This window comes from Niallia sp. FSL W8-1348 (genome assembly GCF_038006745.1).
In the GTDB taxonomy this organism is placed as follows: domain Bacteria; phylum Bacillota; class Bacilli; order Bacillales; family Cytobacillaceae; genus Niallia; species Niallia alba.
Window position 1 is genome coordinate 1,867,840 of the sequence record NZ_JBBOVV010000001.1, and the last position, 20,939, is coordinate 1,888,778.

The window sequence follows — 20,939 nt, forward strand, 5'->3', positions numbered from 1 at the left end:
ATGAATGTTCCGTATAATTGTTCGGGCTTTTATTTGTTTTTCAAAGGATGTTTCCATGAAGTTTGGTGCGATTCCCCGCAGCCGGAATACACTTCGCTTTCCATGGGGCTCGCGCTGAGCCGCTTCGGCCTGTGGCCTGCAGGGTCTCAGACTGTCTCGCTAATCCCATAGGAGTCTTCGTGTATTCCGGCTGCTCTGTTTTTCCAACTAATTATATTTCCTCTTGTAAAAAGTATGCGAAAGCAGCCGCTATTTACTAGCTATATTAGAAATTGTTCGTCTTTACAGAGTATCTATTTAGTTATGTCCCATCCTCTTTTTCTCTTTTCTATTTCTTGTTTCCATCAAGGTTTTAACACTGCAAATTCATTACACCATGCTAATTCTTGAGTGTATGCCATCTCCACACTTCCAATCGGAAAAGGATTTCGAGATTGTGGTCCATGAAAATCACTTCCTCCAGAAATAAAGAGATTATAATCTTTTGCTATTCTGCACCAATCGTTTTGTTCCTCCTCGGAATGTTTGGAGTGATATACTTCAATACCGTCCAAGCCTGAAACGATTAGCTGCTTCAGATTAACATCCTGCTTATAAATTCCAGGATGAGCTAGAAACGCTAGACCACCAGCTTCATGGATTAGCTTAATCGCATCCTCTGCCGAAAAGCTACCTCTTTCTTCAAAGCCTGGCTTTCCCTTTTTCAATAATTCTTCATATGCCTGTTTACTACTTTGAAAATAACCTGCTGCAACTAGTTCATCTGCAATATGTGTGCGAACAAGTACACCTTTCCCTACACGGTCAAGGCAATTGTTAAAAGAAATGTTAAACCCAAGTATATTCAATTTGGCTGCAATTCTTTTCCCCCATTGTATACGATCCTCTACTCTCCAAGAGATATGTTCTCTTAATTTTGGATGCTGGGGGTCAAATCGGTAACCTAAAATATGCAATTCTCCTAATGGGCCATCCGTATTAAGTTCAATACCTGAAATAATTTTCAAATCACTTTCGCAATAGGCTACAGCTTCTTCATATCCTGCCAACACATCATGATCTGTAATCGAAATAATTTTTAGCCCCTTTTTCATGCTATCTTCTACTATTTCTCTGGGAGACCAACTACCATCAGAATATTCAGAGTGAATATGCAAATCAATCATTCTTTTCCCCCTTTTTTATCTGCTGCTGGCTAACAGAACTCTTTCCTCTACACCGGTATAGATTTTTAATGAAACAGTGTCTCCTGGTAAGAATCGTTTTTCAAAAACAGAAGCATAAACATTAATCGTCTCTTCGCCCGACTGAATACTATAATGAATTTCATTTCCTTGGAACTGGGCAAATTGAACAATTCCCGTCATTTGATTCTGTTCTGCCTCACCGAGTTTCCATTGTTCCGGACGGACAGGGTATAGATTTTGAGCTTTTATTTCTTTTGATATTCCAATGTCTTGCCAAGACACAGAAGGAAAATTCGCTGGAATAAATCGGTTCTCTCCAACCCACTCCCCTTTTATCAGATTACTTTTCCCTACAAAGGTGGACACAAATACTGACTGCGGAGCGTTATAAATACTTTCTGGAGTACCAATCTGCTCTATTTTTCCGTCATTCATCACGACAATTCTATCAGCCATCGCCAAGGCTTCTCCTTGATCATGAGTAACATAAATAATGGTAGTCCCTAGTTTCCGGTGAATCGTCCCTATCTCTCTTCTCATCTCCATGCGAAGCTCTGCATCAAGCGCACTTAATGGTTCATCCATCAAAAGTAGCGATGGCTTCGAGACGATAGCACGAGCAAGGGCAACACGTTGTTTTTGACCTCCAGAAAGTTCAGCAGGATAACGGTCTTTTAAATGAGAAAGCCCCACCATTTCCAATGCTTCCACAACTTTTATTGCTTGTTCTTCCTTACCCTTTGTTTTGCCAAATCGATGATGTTTTAGAGGGAACCGAATATGTTCTTCCACCGTCATATGCGGCCATAATGCAAAGGACTGAAATACCATACTAATATTCCTTTTTTCAGGTGGAACAAGTTTATTAGAGCTTGCTGCCAGTTCATTATCTATGGTAATCGTTCCTTCTGTCGGTTTCATAAACCCTGCCAAAAGCCGTAACAATGTCGTCTTCCCACATCCAGAAGGACCAAGAATAGCAATAAATTCTCCATTCAGAAGTTCTAAATTAATATTATCCAAGGCTGTAAAGTCCCCATAGTTCTTTTTTAACCCATCGATACTAATCACTCTTTATCACCTTCTGCTTCCATATTTTTTCTAATAGAACAAACATAATTCCCATTATCAGTACAGCTCCGACGATTAAGGTTGAAAATGCGGTGGAGTAAGTGGTGTATCCTGCTTGCTCAAAGCTAAAGATAACTACACCAATCGTTTCAGAACCACTCGACCATAGAAGACTGGAAACAGTAAGCTCTGTCAAGGCAGTCAAAAACACAAGAGCTGCCCCGCTTAATACACCAGGCATTAGCAGTGGAAAAAGGATACTTCTCCATTTAGCCACAGCTCTTGCACCTGAAATTCTTGCTGCTTCCTCCATGGTAGGATCAATTTGTGAAAAGGCAGTCAGGCTTCCTCGCATTTGCAATACAGTAAAGCGAGTTATATAAGCAATAAGTAAAATCCATATCGTTCCATAAATACCTGGTTGTACTCCCGGTAAAGGCTGAAGCCACATTAATATAATAGCCAAAGCAAAAACAGTTCCTGGCAAAGCATACGGAATCGTTACGATAATCTCCGAAGCTTTCACAAACAACGATGGCTTTTTAAAGCGAAGATAGGCAATAGCTGTTCCAATTACCATACAAATTAACATCGTTGTCAAAGCAAGGGTTATACTATTTCCTATTGCGGCTCCAGTTTTAGCATCCTCGAATAATAGATACATATAGTTTTTTAAAGAAAGATTTTCCCATGATAGAGATAATCCATATGCTTTAATAAAGGATGTCGACGCCATAACAATCAAAGGCACAAGCGTTGTAAGCAATAGAAAAATCCATAGTACCAACTCCGCTAAATTCCGCCAGCCTCTTGAAAGGAAATACCTTGGCTCCATATCTCTTGCCGCGGTTTCACTGACATTGCTTTTTCTAATTATCGCCCATTGGACTAATGTACCAATAAGAGCAATTACGCCCAAAATAACGGAAAGCACGGCAGCCCTCGAAAAGGCAGACGGACCATATCCAATGATCTGTTCATAAATATAAGTGCTTAAAACACGAATATTGGCTGGAATACCAAGGAAAGCTGGAATACCGAAGTTATCAATATTAGATAAAAAAGCAAGAATACCACCACTTGCAATTCCTGGGAGCGCCATCGGAAAAATAACTTTTCGAAAAACAACTCTCCCAGATGCTCCAGAAGTGCTGGCAGCATCTTTCAATTCTCTAGGTATCCGGCGGAGTACCTCTACACTCATCAAATAAACAAGTGGATAATGGGAAAGTCCAAGAACAAAAATGATTCCTCCCGTGCTGTACAAATTGATAGATTTATTAAAAAGAAACTGAATTGGACCATTTCCACCAAAAAATTGCACCCAAGCAAGTGTTGCTACATACGACGGGATTAAAAAGGGTAAAAAGATGAGCAATTGCAGCCACTTTTTTGCCCTAATATTTAAATAGGCCATTACAAATGCAAGCCCTACTCCTAATACTAAGGCGAGTAATGTACTTGAAATAGTAATAACAATCGTATTCTGTATTGTTTTCCACGTTGCCTTTTCTAACAGTACTTCCTGATAAAGCTGAAGACCAACGCCCTCACTAGAGGACAAACTCAGCCAGACGAGCCGACAAACCGGAAGCAAAAATACAAATATTAGTAATAGAAAACCTGGAACTCCCCACCAATTTCGGGAAAAATGAGAAAAGGAGAACGGCAATAAAGCTTCCGTCTTCCTTTCTGAACGCTGAAGATGTGAGTTCATTATGTCCACTCCTTCTTAAAAAGTGTTCTATTCACTGATTACTGTTTCAAATTCCTTCTTATCCGCCTCTCTAGCCTTGAATAACGCTTGAACATCTGCAGAAATAACCTTCATTTCATCAATTGTTTTAAGTCCTTCTGGAGCTTCCACTCCTTTACGAATTGGTGTATAACCAAGCTCAGAAGCAAGCTTTTGTCCTTCCTCAGAAAGAACGAAATCTACGAAAGCTTTAGCTGCATTCATATGTTCCGCATCCTTCATAATTCCAATCGGTTCCGTAATAACTGGTACACCTTCTTCAGGATAAACCAACTCTACTGGAGATCCTTCTGCCTTAGCTCGTGTCACGAGATAGTCAACAATCATACCGTAGTCTTTTTCCCCACCAGCTACTCCTTTAAGTACATCACCATTCCCTTTTGTAACTGTTACATCATTTGTAGCAATATTTTTGTAGAAATCCCAACCAAAGTTATCTTGGCGAGTGAACACACCTAAATTATAAGCAGCAGCCCCGGAATATAATGGACTTGGCATGATAATTTTTCCTTTTGTATCTTTAGAAGCAAGCACATTCCAGCTTGTTGGCATTTCTTTTACATTTTGCGTGTTGACAACCAATCCAGTAGCCATTACTTTCGTTCCATAGTAAGTATGATCTGGATCGACCAATTCTGATGGAATTTCAGCAGCTTCTTCCGATTCATATGTTTGAAGCATATCTTCTTCTTTTAGACTTTCAAATGTTACCGCATCCGCTACTAGTAGTACATCTGCCTGAATCTTTCCAGCCATTTTTTCTGCTTTAATTTTTGAAATTACTTCTTCTGTTCCAGAACGGAACGTTTCCACCTTCACATCCGGATATTTAGCATGAAATGCTTCTACTAATTTAGCAGCATCTGCATCCGGCTGAGAGGTATAGAAATTAAGTGTTCCCTCTAGCTTTGACTCTGCCGAATCAGTATTTTCAGAAGCATTACTTGTTTCTTCCTTACTTCCACATCCTGCAGCAAATACCATCAATATTCCCATTATTAATACAAGCAACCATTTACGCATAATCAATTTCCTCCTCATCTGTACTGCCAAAATTTAAATGAGCAAACCATCGTTCAATTTGTTCTTTTTTTCTTCTATGAAATGTTCTAAACTCAATCGGTGATATTGTCACAAAGCCCTCTCTCAATAGATAGTAATCACTTTCTTTATCCAAATCCTTCATATTATGAAGCTGATCCTTCAGCCAGTAATAAACTTGTCCATGTGGATCATTTAAGCCAACATATGAATACCTTGCTACATTCATATCTAGAGGAACAATACGGACCCCCTTATAAACTTCTCTTGATAAATAAGGTAAGTTCACATTTAGGAAAACACCCTTTGGAAGCTTATTCTGTAACAGTACCTCCATAATGGGATAAAAAAGCTTTTTTACTTTTTCATAATTAATATCCATGTCAGAAAAGGCATTTAATGATACTGCTACAGCAGGAATTCCATAAAGCAAACCTTCCACTGCTCCAGCCATAGTGCCTGAGTAATAAAGATCGCGGCCTAGATTTGGTCCAAGATTTATTCCTGAGATAACAAAGTTTGGTGGTTCTTTCATGAGTACTTCGATTCCGAGCTTCACACAATCTGCTGGTGTTCCATTAACTGCCCAGCACCCTTTCGCACCAGGAAAAAGCGGCAGTGGCTTTGCCTTTAAGGGGACTCTTAAGGTAATGGAATGACTGACTGCACTTCTTTCCTGATCTGGACAAGCCACATAAACATCCGCAAAATGCTGCAATACTTCCACTAACGCCTGAAGGCCAGGAGCAAAAATACCATCGTCGTTCGTCACCAGAACTTTCATTGATGCACCCCCTTAATCATTTCCAGGCTTTTTAAATAGTGAAGATTATGATTCCACCAGTTCAAGCTTTCCGATGCATCAAAGCCCTCGACTACAACAGGGAGATGAGAGATAGATAGAAATTCTTCTAATACATAGCTGTCTAGTATTCCTGTCCCAAGTGGAACATGTAGCTGGCTTACAGAATTATCACTTATATGAATTTTGTCCACGTTTAGTAATTGGGCAAACGCACGCCCAGGAATATCCTCCGAAATATGAGCGACGTCAAAAGTTGTTTTTAATTCCGGTAAAAAATCCGCAATCAATCGGTTCATCGTATCAGGATTTGTCACAAATTCCTTTGGCTTTACCTCCATTAATTCCATACTAAGGCTTTTCTTGTATTGCTTTGCTGTTTCCATTAAGGTAAAAATAGATTCCTTCATTAGCGTTTCGTATATTTCTTGTTTAATCTGTGGTAGCGTCAACCTCCCGGGGTGAAATGTTATCGAGTCTGCACCTATCTCATCTGCTAACTCAATGGAATGCTGGATTTGTCTTACCGAGCTTTCTCTTATTTCTTTTTCTAAAGAACAAATATTTAAATCCCAGCTAGCCGCATGTACAGTCAGGTTGAGAGAGCCATCCTGATTTGCTTCATGGATTTTTTTTGGATTTGTTCCATGAAACCAAACATGTTCTGCCCAAACTTCCAATCCTAATAATTCGCTCTGCTTGGCAAGCTGGACCACTTTGTCTACTGGATACGCCCAAGCTAACGTGGAAGCAAAATGCATAAAAGTACTTCACTCCTTTTGATAGAATTTAATTTATATAGGTTATTTTCTCTACTAATTAAATTTTAGAAAAGAAATATAAAGCTACTTTGGGGGCGAATGTAAAGATATTATGAAGAAAATTCAGATAACTCGCGAAGAGATAATTGTTTTTGCAATGAAAGTACGACTTTTTGTAAAAGTAGAGTAAATTATTTACACTTTGTTAAAATACATTGCTGTTTAAGGGGAAAATTTGTCTGAGGCTGAAATCCTTTTATAAATAATGCCTATTTTCGCAAAGACAAAAATAAATTCCCCTTCTATTTTGAAGAGAAATTTATTTATCAAATATAATACTCAGGATGTATGGACTTCTAAAAACCGTCACGATATAAGTAATTTTCTCCTTTGAAATTTTGAGATTTTACTTCAATGGAACGGCGTTTTTTGTTTTCAGAAAAAATACTATATGCTCTCTTAGAAATTCAACATAACGGTCAACCTCTTCTACCGTTGAATACGGTGAGATCGTGAAAAATTTATGTGCATATACAGGGATTCGCTTGCTTGAATTTGCTGATTCTACGAGACGCTGCTTTTTTGTATTTCCATAGAAGACCGTATCTCGTTCAGCACCAATTACTTCTGCAAACTCATCATTAAATTGATTGATTTCTATCATTTCTTCAGCAGTTAAAAGTCCATTCCATTCATCTTTCCATTTCGGCTCTTCAGGATAAAAGCGGAATGTCGTAATCGGTGAAATTTCATTCGTAATTGCTACATTCGAAATTTCTTTTGTTAACGTCTCTCTAAATTTAATATTAACGCGAATATAGTTAGCTAAAAGCTTTTGATATCCTTCCATGCCGAATGCTAATAGGGAGGCATAAATCGCCATAGCGCTTCCCATTCGCGAGCATTCGAGTGTGTAGCCTGTATGATAGCTACCGTAACCACGATTCCCAACATATGGAGTTTCCTCTTCATCTAAATCAACATACTTAAGGTTCTCTCTGTTCTTAATCAAAAATAAACTCGTAATATACGGCGTTTGCCCCAACTTATGGAAATCAAAAACCATACTATCTGCAAGTTTGATATGTTTAAACTTCTGTTGATAAGATTTCAGTACCTCCTTAATATTGTCCTCCAATCCTAAAGGATTGCTTTCAAAGTCGTAATTATTAAAGAAGGTGTACATCCCTCCCATCGCTGTGTCTGCGTGAATATAGATTGGGCTTAGGCAATGCGTGCTCTCTAGCTCTTCGGCAACCTGCTTAATTTCCTCTAAGTTGTCAATTCCAAATGTATCGGTTGTTCCCATTGTAGCAAGAACATAAAGAGGAACACCGCCTTTTGCTATTACCTGCTCCATTTTTTCTTTCAAGTCTTCTATATTCATAGAATGGTCGTGATTCACTTTCACACGAATCATATTTTCTACGCCAATTCCCGCTGCCTCTACAGATTTATACAAACTATAGTGGGAAAGTTCGGAACAGAAGCAGTATAGATTTCTAGGTATACCTATTTGATTAGAGGTTGGCGCATAGCGGGCGATTGCAAGACGTAAAGAGTTAAAGACAGCCCCTTGTCCTCCCCACGTTGTATATCCTGCACTTAAATTTTCATCATATCCGATTAGTTTGGACAACATACTTGTGACTTCGACCTCTGCCGTAGCTGCTGCTGGGCCTTCCACATCCCAAAGATTGTTTCCATTAACAAGCACCATCACTAAATTCCCGATAATACTAGCAATATTCGGAAGAGGCGCAGCATTGGCAACATAGTTTCGATTGACATAACGATGGCCATCTACCAACTTTAGAAGCTCTGCCATCACTTCATCCATTGGCACACCCGTTGTCGGGACGTCGGCTTTTTGAATAATACGATTATAATAATCCTCTGTGTACTCTGGCATCTCTCCAAGTGTTAGTTTGTTAGGATCCTTTAATTCATCTATCTTCGTTAAAATCGTCTTAAAATGGGACAATAATTCCTCTCTTTGAAAGTCATTTCCGTCCATACTAGGAAACAATTTTTGTATTTCCTTCATCGTTTGACCTCCTTGATATTTTTACTAGAAGTAGTTTTTATTTAAACAATTTGATAATCCCGCTACAACAGACAAGTCCAAATAAAAAGGCCCACACCAAGGCGGACATAAAGTGAAACTTCTCATAGGAGTGATTAACCTATGAGAAGCTATTTATCTTTATATTGCTACGCTAACCTTATCTTGAGCAAGTTGATCCACTTCTGTTTCAGCACCTTGATTCCAAGTAGATAGTAGTTTGTCTACATCATTTTTCAATGCTAAAAGGTTCTCTGCTTCTTGCACTAGTTTTTGCATCGTTTGTAGTTCATCATCACTAATTTCAATTAATTCCTCAAACATTTCAACCGATTCTCGTGAGATAGATGCTATCTGTACAATGGTTGTCATAATTTGCTGGGAAGAAGAAGACAATTCCTCCGTACTTGCAGAAGAATTTGTATTATTTTCGGCAATGGTTTTTGTAGTAGCGAGAATTTTTTCGAACATCGTTCCAACCTCTAAAATGTTCGTGTTTGTATCTTTAAACTCTTCTGTTCCCTGTTGCATTGATTTTACAACTATACCCGTTTCTTCTTGGATATTTTTTACAATATTTGATACTTCAGAAGAAGATTGACGAGACTGTTCAGCCAGCTTTCGTACCTCATCTGCTACAACGGCAAAGCCTTTACCGTGTTCCCCTGCACGAGCTGCTTCAATTGCTGCGTTCAATGCCAATAAGTTAATTTGTTCGGAAATCCCCGTAATTACTTTTACAATTGTACCTATTTCTTGAGACTTTTCTCCAAGTTTGTTAATAGCATGGAAGGTTGTATTGATCGTTTGGTTAAATTGCTCCATTTTTTCTAAAGAGTCCTTTAACTTCTCATTTCCTTCTTCCGTCAATTCTAAAGTAGTATTGGATTGTTCAGAAATTTGATTGGATCTTATCGATAAATCTTCGATTGCCTGAGCCATTTCTTCCATCGATAGCGCGCTTTCCTCTGTAGCTATTAATTGTTTTTGTAACCCTCTGCCTACCTCGTCAATAGCAGCTCTAACAATATCAGCTTTTTCTGTAGCATATTCACCAATTTCAGCTAAGTTTTCTCCCTTTTTATGCACATTTACTGAAAAGGAAAAAAACTTCTCTCTAATACGATCTAAAAACTCAATTAGTTGATTAAATGTAGCATGATAAGAGCTTGTCCCCTCCACTTTGCTACTCATATTACCTGCTGCTATTTCTTTCATCCCATTTATTATTTCATTATTGATATGCGGATGATGTTTCAGTGAAAAATATCGGTAAGCAAAATACACTGTTGTAACTAATAAGATAACAATAATACCTAGCAATATAGCTTCCATGATTAATTAACTCTCCTATTTTTATATTATTTATTTCAGTTCTTTAATAATGATATATGTTCCGTCAGCTATTGTTGAAGGGATTCTATTAAGTCTGCTATTCTCTTGATACTTATGAACAATATAATTTCCATCTACATCTCTATATTTCACCATATTATGATATTTCTCCATCACACGCATGGACTTAGGGTTTGTCGCTTCTCCTAAAACAGCCTTCAATCCTTGTGCAGCTGCTTTCGTTATTAATATATTTCCTAATTCCTTAATAACTTCGTGACGTTCCTGTTCAGCCGTTACTCCTAACATGAATAAATGTAGCATTTCCCCATTCTTCATATCATTCCCAGTACGTTCTTTATAATCTGCCATGAAACGTTTATCCACATCTTCCAAAACGTGAAGGATAACATTCATATCAGAAAAAGAACCTTCAAATACATCTTCTCCAATAATCTCCGGCGCATTTGTATCTCCAGCAAGTACACCAACCACATTATGACTGCTATCTAGAGCGACTGCACAATATCCTTGCTCAATGGTAGAATCTAGATAATCCTTCGTAAATTGATAGAAATCTTCATAGCCTATATTTAATTGACCAACCATCGGCTCTTGAACCCATTTCCCCACTACATCTACTCCAATAAAAGAGCTGGCAAGACAATTTGCAGCCTTTTCGATTAAAGCTGTTTGTTCCTTTGTGATAATCTCATATGTGTATAAAGCTTGTGTTTTTTGCAATTTTCCCAACGTCCCTTCTACTCATTAGATAAAAAACCCCTTCGTATTACTTGATACCTAGCCTTACATAGAATGAGATACACGATCAATAAATGTACCAGTAAAATCAATTCTTTCAAGGGCATTTCTAATTTGCACTTGAGCAATTTTAGATGAGGGTTTCACTACAATAACATCCTTAAAACCTAAGCTACAATAAAATTGCATCGTTTGTTCCAGCTGTGGTACAACCTTTGACGGAACAGGCGTTTGGTGGGTACCATCAACAACAAAGGTATAATCTTTTCTTGATACTTTATTTATCGTATCCTGTAAATCAACCATATACCCTTCAGCGTCTTCCGCTCTCATCAATCCATGTACCTGAACATGTACTTCTTTTGCGTTTTCATCTATTGCCATCTTATACTTCTTTTTGTCTACTACAATCATCACTAATCTCCTTTTCTTTTAGTCTACCTACTTTATATTTTCAACATTTTCCACAGAAGTCCAAAACAAAATAGCTATCCCAGACATAGATAAATAGGGATAGCCAAATAATCGCTTGATGTTATGTTTGGCAACCCGACTATCATTATCCAGAAGGATTTTAGACTCGTAGCTTTGCGTCCTTACCTTTCGATAAGTTTGCCTTTATTCATTATAGAAAAACAATAGTTCTAATATCATATATGTATATTACTATATTATTATAAAGAACTTGTCATTTTTTGTCGATACTAGTATTTTTTCTTCATCGCCATTTTTACAAAAATAGTTCTAATTACTCTGATCTAACTAGTAGACATAAGATAAATCTCTACAAAAATTAAAAGCCTGTTACTCCTAGTGTCGAAAGGTCGACTATTACTAGAAGTAACAAACTTAGTTTACTAATCAATCCTCATCATTATTAAACATGTGCCCAAATACCGACGCTCTTAATCTCTTTATACTCAGGCTGCCAAACTGCATCTTCTACAGCTTTTGGAACATCCGTAACCGTAATATCTGCTCTTGTAATCCCTTCCTCTATAGCAGTCTTTGCCACTTCAATCGCAACATAGATAGATACTTCATATAATTTTTCAATCGAAGGAAGTAATGATGCACCTGGTTGGTTAGTCTCGCACATCTTCGCGACGGCATTGGCTGCTGCTGCGAACATTCCTTTTGAAAAAATTTGTGCTTTTGCAACAATAGCTCCTAGTCCCAAGCCTGGGAATATAAATGCATTATTTGACTGCCCAATTTCATAGGAAACACCATTATATTCTACATTGGCAAAAGGGCTGCCTGTTGCAATTAAAGCCTTGCCATCTGTCCATTTAATCAAGTTTTCCGGCACTGCTTCAGCCAGTTTAGTAGGATTGGACATAGGCATAATGATTGGACGTTCCACATACTTTGCCATTTCTTTCACAATCTCTTCCGTAAAAGCGCCTGCTTGGCCAGAAGTACCAATTAGGATAGTTGGTTTCACTCTCTTAACTACTTCCATTAATGCTATGATTCCGTTCTTATTCTTATCCCAATCCTTTACTTCCTCCGCTTTTCTTACATAAGGCAATTGGAATTTAAAGACATCAGGTGTTTCATCTGTCAATAACCCTCGATAGTCAATAGCCCAAAAACGATCATAAGCTTCTTCCATTGTTAATCCTTCACTCAGCATGGCATCTACCAATTGATCCGCGTTACCGAGACCACCAGCACCTGGTCCAAAGACAATAATACGTTGATCCTTCAGAGAAGCTCCTGTGACTTTCAACGCAGACATAACAGCAGCAAGAGTCACCGCACCTGTTCCTTGGATGTCATCATTAAAGGTAAGAATATTATCACCATATTTATTTAAAATATTTCGTGCATTCACATTGCCAAAATCCTCCCAATGAAGAAGTACTTCTGGGAAAAACTTTCTTGCAGTATGAATGAACAAATCAACGAACTCGTCATAACGTTCACCACGGACACGAGGGAATTTATTACCAATATAGATAGGGTCTTCAATTAAAGATTGATTGTTCGTACCAACATCCAACACAACTGGCAGAACACGGCTTGGATCGATACCTGCTGCAGCTGTATATACTGCTAGTTTACCTATCGCAATATCTATACCACCAACCCCTTGATCCCCAATACCAAGGATACTTTCAGAATCCGTGATGACGATTAAATCAATCTCATTTTTAGACTTTCCAAGATTATGAAATGCTTTTTCCACGCCTTCAGGATTATCAATAGAAAGATATAATCCACCCGGACGGCGATAGCTATGAGAATATGACTGGATAACCTCACCGACAGTAGGTGTATAAATGATTGGGAGCATTTCCGCTATGCGTTCCTTTATAAGTTGGTAAAACAGAACGACATTACGGTTATATAAATCATAAAGAAAACGATTTTTTTGAAGATTTGTGGTTAACAGTGAGAATTGCTCATAAACTCTATTCACTTGTTCATCAAGAGTGAGCACTTGTGGGGGCAACAGACCTACGAGACCTAGATCCTCCCTTTCCCCATTCGTAAAAGCTACTCCTTTATTTAAAAAAGGATTAGAGAGAATTTCTTTTCCTTTTAGTGTTGTGATAATTACATTCTCAGATACGCTCATTGTGTCGCTCCTTCTTTCTATATTAATTAAAAGCTATTAATCTTCTATTATCAAAAACTAGCTACTTCCTTTAATGTTAAAGTCTTTTGCTCTTTTCCACTAGACTATTTAACTTAAATTCATTATTTTGTAACTAAATAACGTAAAGGATAAAGGGAAACTTCCATCAATGGGGGTTTTCCTTCCTCCCCCACTGATGGTTAGTTGAACCAATCGACAGTTGTTCTCCCACCTATCTCGTATTCTCATAAGCTTGACGGGGAGAAGTCTTACTGTCCGTTTAGAGTGGAATAAAAGGTAGGCAAAAAAAGCAAAAGGCTACTAAGCTCAAAAAAAAGAGATACAAGCAGCCTTATTTATATTATGAAATTTAGCAAAACGACATATGCTATTAAGAAGATTTAACTAACATAAGAGATTAATCCAAATCTTTTTTAAAAAGTTTTTTTAAAATTATTATAATACTAAAATACAGCATGAAGTTTTTTTGTAATTAAAAAAAGCACTTATAGGAATAGAAGGTTATGCCCTTGAAACTAACAGATTGTCATGTTTTGATGCTTTTTTTATCTCAAACTACTATTACGGATTATAATAATTGAAAATTCTTTCTTCTTATGTGTATAGTTAAACTGATAAAACAGCCAAAAGGAGTGGGGACTCATGGGTTTACAAAGAAATTGGGCAGGTAATTTTCAATATAGCACAACTAACTGGCATGAACCTGCATCTGTTGAAGAGGTTCAACATTTAGTATCAAGCTTAGCAAAACTACGTGTAATCGGAACACGTCACTCGTTTAATAGCATTGCAGATTCGAATGAGAATATAGTATCTTTACAAAAGCTCAATAAGGTCTTAACCATTAATCACGAAAAGGGAACTGTAACCGTGGAGGCCGGAATTAAGTATGGAGATCTTTGTCATGCACTTCAACAACAAGGCTATGCCTTACATAACCTTGCCTCTCTTCCCCACATTTCGGTTGCTGGAGCATGTGCAACAGCAACACATGGTTCAGGCAATAACAATCAAAATCTAGCTGCAGCAGTATCCTCTATGGAAGTTGTGACAGCAGATGGAAGTATTGTAACCTTTTCCAGAGAAAAATCAGAGGCGGATTTACATGGCGCTGTCGTTGGACTAGGTGGTCTTGGAATCGTCACAACCCTAACATTAGACATCATGCCAACTTATCAAATGAGGCAAGATGTTTATGAAAATCTTCCGCTCGCTCAATTAGCTCACGATTTTGATACTATTTATTCCAGTGCCTATAGTGTCAGTCTGTTTACAAATTGGCAGGACGAAATATTTAATCAAGTGTGGCTGAAAAGTAAACTAACAAATGATCAAACTTTTTCGTTGGGAGAAGACTTTTTTGGAGCAAAAACGGCTAAAGAAAATCTCCATCCTGTACCTGGGGTCGGAGCAAAGAATTGCACAGCGCAGCTTGGTGTACCCGGGGATTGGCTCGATCGCATGCCACACTTCCGAATGGACTTCACTCCGAGTAAAGGGCAAGAGTTACAAAGTGAGTACATTCTGGCCCGAGAGCATGCCTATGACGCTCTTTGTGCACTTAGCAAAATCCGTAAACATATTGCACCACATTTATTTATATCAGAAGTACGAACAATTGCCCAAGATGAACTTTGGTTAAGTCCATCCTATAAGCAGGATTCCGTCGCCTTTCACTTTACGTGGCAGGAAAAATGGGAGCAAGTTCAACAGGTGCTGCCATTAATCGAAGCCCAGCTTGAACCTTTTCAAGCAAAACCGCATTGGGGGAAACTGTTTACTACTTCGCCTTCCAAAATACAGTCATTATACGAAAAGATGCCTGCTTTTCAGCAATTGCTTCTGAAACATGACCCTAAAGGGAAGTTTCGAAATAACTTTTTGAATAAATATATATTTAACGAGGAAAAATGAATTCGTTTACAAAAATAATCACTTTTGCTAGAAATAGGTAGAAATACAGCTTTCTATAATTAATACAAGAAATGCAATAGCGTCTTCTAAACAAGGGTGCAGTCAGTAGGCACCCTTGTCAGCGTTTCTAAATCTCAATTATAATAGGAAGAATCATTGGCTTGCGCTTTGTTTGATTAAATAAATACTGTCCAACTGATTTTTTTATATTTTGTTTCATTACATTCCATTTGTGAATATTCTCCGATTGCAAGTCGTTCACAGTCGTTTTGACCAAACGGTTTACTTCTTTTAGTAGTTCATCTGAGTCACGTGCATAAACAAATCCCCGAGTAATCGTATCTGGTCCAGAAATTATCTTCCTGTCTGCCTTGCTAATGGTGATAACGACAACAAGCATTCCGTCTTCAGATAGCTGTTTTCGATCTCGTAATACGATATCTCCAACATCGCCAACACCCATTCCATCCACATATGTATCTCCTGCTGGAACAGAGCGGGTCTGACGAGCAACTCCATTTTCGATATCGACTACTTCTCCGTTTTTTATAATAAAGGTATTTCCTTTTTCCACTCCAACTGCTTCAGCTAACATCCGGTGATGGTGGAGCATACGAGTTTCACCATGAATGGGAATGAAGTAAGTTGGTTTCATCAAGGTTAACATCAGCTTTAAGTCTTCCTGATAGCCATGACCAGAAACATGCATTCCCGTAGTACTGCCAGAGCCATAAATCACTTTAGCTCCCAACTGAAATAAGTTGTCGATAATTTTCGAAACATCTTTTTCGTTTCCTGGAATTGGGGACGCTGCAAGTATAACGGTATCTCCAGGATAGATTGTGACATCACGGAAGTTTCCACTTGCTAACCGTGATAAAGCTGCCATTGGTTCTCCTTGACTGCCTGAACAAAGTATGGCAACCTTTTCTGCTGGTAGTTTATCGACTTCGCTAGCATCGATTAACATCCCTTCAGGCATAGTAAGATACCCACGTTCCATAGCAACATCTACAATATTGACCATACTGCGCCCAAGCAATGCAATTTTTCGATTCGTTTTCATAGCCGACTCTACTACTTGCTGAACACGATTGACATTCGATGCAAATGTAGAAACAAAAATTTTCCCGCTTGCTTTTATAAAGGCTTCATCCATGTGAGAACCTACCATTTGTTCAGAGGGAGTCAGCCCTTTACGCTCCGCATTGGTACTTTCTGATATTAAAGCTAAGACTCCCTGCTGACCGATTTCTGCCATCTTATGTATATCGGCATATTGGTTATTGGCAGGGGTTAAGTCAAATTTGAAATCCCCAGTCTGGACAATATTTCCTTCCGGAGTATGAAAAACAACTCCAAGACAGTCAGGTATACTATGACTTACTTTAAAAAAGGAAACTTTCCGCCACAATCAATAACAAAAATCTCATCCTCATATTGAACGACATACATGTTTTTTCCGATTTCATTGATTCCACCAAGGGCAAAAAAAGACAAAGGATTTTCAGTGACCTTCATTATTCTCCTCCTATCAAACTAAATATGATTATTATTCCTTTTTTGTAAAACTTCCATGCAAAGGAAAGAAAACAAATCACATTTATTAAAGAAGGCTCCCCACTATTGCGGATTAATAGCAAAAGCACTATACGAAAACAGCCATTCAAAAAGAAAAACCCCTAATAAGGGGCTTCAATCGAAAATATAATACTTGTCATTCGAACTATTTCAAGTTTTTAATACCATTTTCTAGTATTTCCATTTGCAGCAAAATCTGTTCGTCTGTTATGGTCTTATCTTCCCCATTTATAATCGCTTTATATAAATCGTCATATACTCTTCCATAATCACCATTTACAGATTTCACTGTTTCTTCGTGGATTGTACCTTCTTCATCCATATATGTTAGGACTCCATAATGTTTTATTGTATCTATACCAAAATCTTTGTTATCAGGCATGTAAAATAACTTTAAATGCTCTTCTTGGCGATCTTTCGTTTCTTTCACAAAGCATCCCTTTTTACCATGTACAACGAAGCTAGGTCTTTCCTTCAGCCTAAAATAACTGGATTTTACCGATATTTTCACCTTATCATAATATAAGTCTAAATCAAAATAATCATTCATTCTTCCTTGTCCTAATAATTGCCTTACATCATAATGGATGTTATCCGGCTTGCCAAAATAGCTGATAACCTGATCTAGTGTATGGCAGCCATGTCCATATAAAAATGACTCCGCAGGATTAAAGGACTGTGCAGATTCTGGTACTTCGGGACGATAATAATCGTAATGCATTTCCACTTCCAGCAAGTCCCCGAGCTTTCCTTCTTCGATAACCTTTTGAACAGTTAAAAAATCACTATCAAAACGTCTGTTTTGATACGCCTGAACAATTAATCCCTTCTCTTTTGCCATTGCAAATATTTCTTTTGCCTGTTCAGAGGTTTCCATAAAAGGTTTTTCAACCAAACAGTGTTTATTATGTTCTAATGCTAGTTTTGTGTATTCAAAATGGCTGTCATGTCTTGTACAAATAACGACAAGTTGAATGTCCTTGTCATTTAATAGCTCATTTAAATCCGATGTATAATTTACTCCTGCAATTCGATCCCAGCTTTCCCGCTTAGGATTTCTTTGATAAATTGTTTTTACCTTTATATTCTCTCTTTGCAGCACAAACGGCAGATGATATCTGTTTGTGCTTTTTCCATTTCCAATATAACCAATAGTAAGCATAAGCAGCCTCCTAAAATATATTTGTTTAATTTCTTCTTTTATTATTTATCCCATTTTTCTTGCCATTTGTCATTTGAAAAGCACCTCCTTGAAATTTATATCAAGAGGTGCTTCTCTATTTTATATCGCCTTATTTACTTATTACATTAAGTGGATTAAGTGGAATACGATCCCCACTACGAACAATCCAAGAATCATAACAATTGGAGAAACTTTCTTTCTAAGCAACCACATGCAAAGTAGTGTTAACAATAATCCAGCTAAACCAGGAATTAGACTATCTAAGTTACTTTGTAATGTAGTGACTTTAATAGGATCTAACGAAAGCCCTGCGGCTTGTTGCTCTAAAGCGGTTTTAACCCCTTCTGCTCCAGCAGGTAACTGATCCCAATCAATATAAGCACCTTCGTCAAGCTCTACCGAGGATACAACAGGTGTAAATTGAACCGATACCCACCGGTTAACTAATGCACCGAGGATAAACATCCCGAGAATGGATGCCCCTTTAGTGATGTTTTGAAGTAATCCACCAGATAAATCGTCCGTAATTTTAGACCCAGCTTTGTAACCAACTTCTTGTGTATACCAAGTGAAGCCCATACGGATAAGGTTCCATGCAAAGAAGTAAATAATTGGTCCAAGAATGTTACCAGTCAATGCAAGAGAAGCTGCTAATGCACCAAGGATAGGTTTAACTGTAAACCAGAAAACTGGATCTCCAATACCAGCTAATGGTCCCATCATACCTACTTTAACCCCTTGAATTGCCTTATCATCAACAGGCGCACCATTTGCCCGTTCTTCTTCAAGCGCTAATGTTACACCAATAATAGGTGAAGCTACATAAGGATGTGTATTAAAGAACTCTAAGTGACGTTTTAGTGCTTCAGCACGATCTTCTTTTGATTTATATAATCTTTTAATGGCAGGAATCATCGAAAATGCCCAACCACCGTTTTGCATACGTTCATAGTTCCAAGAACCTTGAATAAAAGTAGAACGCCACCAAACCGAAATACGATCTCTTTTTGATAATTTTAATGCTTTTTCCATTGTATGTCCCCTCCTTCTTAGTAATTATCGATAATATCGCCTAGTGGATCACCAGTGTTTCCGTTTCCGCCATTACCTGAGCCGCCTTTGTTAGAAAGCGCAATATAGATAAGAGCAAGAGCAACACCGATAGCCCCAAGACCAATAAGTGTAATTTGTGAAACAGTCGCTAATACGAAACCAATTGCGAAGAATGGCCATACTTCTTTTGTAGCCATCATGTTAATTACCATTGCATAACCAACTGCTACGACCATTCCCCCACCGATTGCTAAACCATTTGTCAACCAATCTGGCATAGCTGTAAGTAAGTCACTCACCGGACCTGCACCAATTGCGATAATTAATGCAGCTGGAATAGCAATACGTAAGCCCTGTAAGCAGATAGCAACAATATGCCATAGTTCAACTTTTCTAATGTTTCCTTCTTTTGCTGCCGCATCCATCAAATGTACTAATCCTGTTGCAATTGTACGAACGATGATTGTTAATAATAAACCAGCTACTGCAAGTGGAACAGCAATCGCGATTGCTGAAGATACTCCCGCATCCCCTTGACCACTCAATACTAAAATAATTGCAGATGCAACTGATGCTAACGCAGCATCCGGTGCAACGGCAGCTCCAATGTTCGCCCAACCTAAAGCGATCATCTGAAGGGTTCCACCCAAGATAAGACATGGTACTAATTGCCCTGTAACTAAACCGACTAACGTACAGGCAATGATTGGTTGATGGAAATGGAATTCATCCAAAATTCCTTCCACACCAGCTAAAAACGCTACAATAATGACTAATATTATTTGAATCATATTCAAATCCATGTTTATTAATCCTCCTTTTTCTTCGATAATAGGATTATTTTCGTTTGTTTAACTCTTCTTGCGCCTTTTTGATTATTTCATTCATGTTACCTTTTGAATCGTTCGGAACTTTACGTACGTCGAAGCTTAAACCAGCTTCCTTTAACTTAGCAAATGCATTAATATCGTCTTGGTTAAAAGCCAATACCTTATTCGGTTGAACTTTACCTGGTGAGTGTGCCATCGAACCTACGTTGATTGTCTTCAATGGAACGCCACCCTCAACCGCTCTAAGCGCATCTTGTGGATTTTCAAATAGAAGCAATGCGCGTTGACCACCAAAGTGTTGATCATCTTTTGCAAGCTCGATCATTTTTTTCACAGGAACCACATGTGCCTTTACACCTGGAGGAGCAGCCTGTTGGATTAATTTCTTACGAAGGTCATCCTTCGCTACTTCATCAGATACAACAATAATACGTGTAGGTTGCGTAGTTTTTGTCCAAGCAGTCGCTACTTGTCCATGAAGTAAACGAGAGTCAATACGAGCTAATACGTATTCAAATTTACCAGGAGCACCAGCATTTACTGGTTGAGCAGTTGCAGTAGCAGCTGTTTCTGCTGGTTCTAATGTTTCAGGTCTTACTTTAACTCCTTCTTTTGCTGTCCCTAAAATATGTGCGGCAATTTCATGTGCCGTGTTCATTGTGAAGCGTGATGCATAAGCTTCAATCAACATTGGTAAGTTCATACCAGCAACGATTGCCCATTTTTCATTGTTTTCTTCAAACAAGCTATTGGCTTGGTTGAAAGGAGTTCCACCCCAAAGATCGACTAAGAATAGTACTTCGTCTTGGTTGTCGAAAGAGGCAATTGCTTCTTTCATTTTTGCCTTTACATCTGCAGGTCCTTCGCTCGGCATCAATGTAACAGCTTTTACATTTTCTTGCTCCCCGAAGATCATCGACCCAGATTGCAACATACCACTGGCAAATTCACCGTGACTAGCAATGATAATTCCTACCATCTTTTTACCTC

16 protein-coding genes, 1 pseudogene and 1 riboswitch are annotated in these 20,939 nt (G+C 38.2%); of the genes and pseudogenes, 1 reads left to right on the top strand and 16 read right to left on the bottom strand.

The window, feature by feature from the left end; all coding sequences use genetic code 11:
- Positions 1 to 344 precede the first annotated feature (344 nt).
- The 11 genes from NST60_RS08825 to NST60_RS08875 form a co-directional block, all read right to left on the bottom strand.
- Positions 345 to 1,166 (bottom strand): PHP domain-containing protein, encoded by an 822-nt coding sequence (locus tag NST60_RS08825; protein WP_016204008.1) that lies wholly within the window; start codon positions 1,164 to 1,166, stop codon positions 345 to 347.
- A 15-nt stretch (positions 1,167 to 1,181) separates the two neighbouring features.
- On the bottom strand, positions 1,182 to 2,258 hold the full coding sequence (locus NST60_RS08830) for an ABC transporter ATP-binding protein (RefSeq protein WP_016204009.1): 1,077 nt from the start codon (positions 2,256 to 2,258) through the stop codon (positions 1,182 to 1,184).
- A complete protein-coding gene (locus NST60_RS08835) occupies positions 2,251 to 3,975 on the bottom strand; it encodes an ABC transporter permease (RefSeq protein ID WP_224428422.1) in 1,725 nt (574 codons plus the stop codon). The genes NST60_RS08830 and NST60_RS08835 overlap by 8 nt, the downstream gene beginning before the upstream one ends.
- 27 nt (positions 3,976 to 4,002) lie before the next feature.
- Entirely contained in the window at positions 4,003 to 5,037 is a 1,035-nt protein-coding gene (locus tag NST60_RS08840; RefSeq protein WP_169187754.1) for an ABC transporter substrate-binding protein, read from the bottom strand.
- The gene (gene surE / locus NST60_RS08845; protein WP_016204012.1) at positions 5,030 to 5,839 is read right to left on the bottom strand and encodes a 5'/3'-nucleotidase SurE; all 810 of its coding nucleotides are present in this window, start codon (positions 5,837 to 5,839) and stop codon (positions 5,030 to 5,032) included. The genes NST60_RS08840 and surE overlap by 8 nt, the downstream gene beginning before the upstream one ends.
- Entirely contained in the window at positions 5,836 to 6,618 is a 783-nt protein-coding gene (locus NST60_RS08850) for a sugar phosphate isomerase/epimerase family protein (RefSeq protein WP_341098680.1), read from the bottom strand. Before NST60_RS08850 ends, surE begins: the two co-directional genes overlap by 4 nt.
- A gap of 406 nt (positions 6,619 to 7,024) precedes the next feature.
- Positions 7,025 to 8,665, bottom strand: a complete 1,641-nt coding sequence (locus NST60_RS08855) for a pyridoxal phosphate-dependent decarboxylase family protein (protein ID WP_224428421.1) — start codon at positions 8,663 to 8,665, stop codon at positions 7,025 to 7,027.
- A gap of 159 nt (positions 8,666 to 8,824) precedes the next feature.
- A complete protein-coding gene (locus NST60_RS08860) occupies positions 8,825 to 10,018 on the bottom strand; it encodes a methyl-accepting chemotaxis protein (RefSeq protein WP_169187751.1) in 1,194 nt (397 codons plus the stop codon).
- A 30-nt stretch (positions 10,019 to 10,048) separates the two neighbouring features.
- Entirely contained in the window at positions 10,049 to 10,762 is a 714-nt protein-coding gene (locus NST60_RS08865) for a hypothetical protein (protein ID WP_040343811.1), read from the bottom strand.
- 63 nt (positions 10,763 to 10,825) lie between these two features.
- Positions 10,826 to 11,194, bottom strand: a complete 369-nt coding sequence (locus NST60_RS08870) for a hypothetical protein (RefSeq protein ID WP_016204017.1) — start codon at positions 11,192 to 11,194, stop codon at positions 10,826 to 10,828.
- A gap of 126 nt (positions 11,195 to 11,320) precedes the next feature.
- Positions 11,321 to 11,407: riboswitch (cyclic di-GMP riboswitch) on the bottom strand.
- A gap of 250 nt (positions 11,408 to 11,657) precedes the next feature.
- The gene (locus NST60_RS08875) at positions 11,658 to 13,367 is read right to left on the bottom strand and encodes an NAD-dependent malic enzyme (RefSeq protein WP_016204018.1); all 1,710 of its coding nucleotides are present in this window, start codon (positions 13,365 to 13,367) and stop codon (positions 11,658 to 11,660) included.
- Positions 13,368 to 14,030: 663 nt separating this feature from the next.
- On the opposite strand from NST60_RS08875, the gene NST60_RS08880 reads away from it, so the two are divergent.
- Positions 14,031 to 15,302, top strand: a complete 1,272-nt coding sequence (locus NST60_RS08880; protein WP_169187749.1) for an FAD-binding protein — start codon at positions 14,031 to 14,033, stop codon at positions 15,300 to 15,302.
- 127 nt (positions 15,303 to 15,429) lie between these two features.
- Here NST60_RS08880 and NST60_RS08885 read toward each other — a convergent pair.
- From NST60_RS08885 to NST60_RS08905, 5 genes and pseudogenes are all read right to left on the bottom strand, one after another.
- A pseudogene (locus NST60_RS08885) lies at positions 15,430 to 16,823 on the bottom strand (ribonuclease J).
- Between the two features lie 205 nt (positions 16,824 to 17,028).
- A complete protein-coding gene (locus NST60_RS08890) occupies positions 17,029 to 18,045 on the bottom strand; it encodes an oxidoreductase (RefSeq protein WP_341098683.1) in 1,017 nt (338 codons plus the stop codon).
- 141 nt (positions 18,046 to 18,186) lie between these two features.
- On the bottom strand, positions 18,187 to 19,098 hold the full coding sequence (locus tag NST60_RS08895) for a PTS system mannose/fructose/sorbose family transporter subunit IID (protein ID WP_016204022.1): 912 nt from the start codon (positions 19,096 to 19,098) through the stop codon (positions 18,187 to 18,189).
- A 17-nt stretch (positions 19,099 to 19,115) separates the two neighbouring features.
- The gene (locus NST60_RS08900) at positions 19,116 to 19,916 is read right to left on the bottom strand and encodes a PTS mannose/fructose/sorbose transporter subunit IIC (RefSeq protein ID WP_016204023.1); all 801 of its coding nucleotides are present in this window, start codon (positions 19,914 to 19,916) and stop codon (positions 19,116 to 19,118) included.
- A gap of 40 nt (positions 19,917 to 19,956) precedes the next feature.
- Entirely contained in the window at positions 19,957 to 20,928 is a 972-nt protein-coding gene (locus NST60_RS08905) for a mannose/fructose/sorbose PTS transporter subunit IIA (protein ID WP_016204024.1), read from the bottom strand.
- Positions 20,929 to 20,939: the final 11 nt, after the last annotated feature.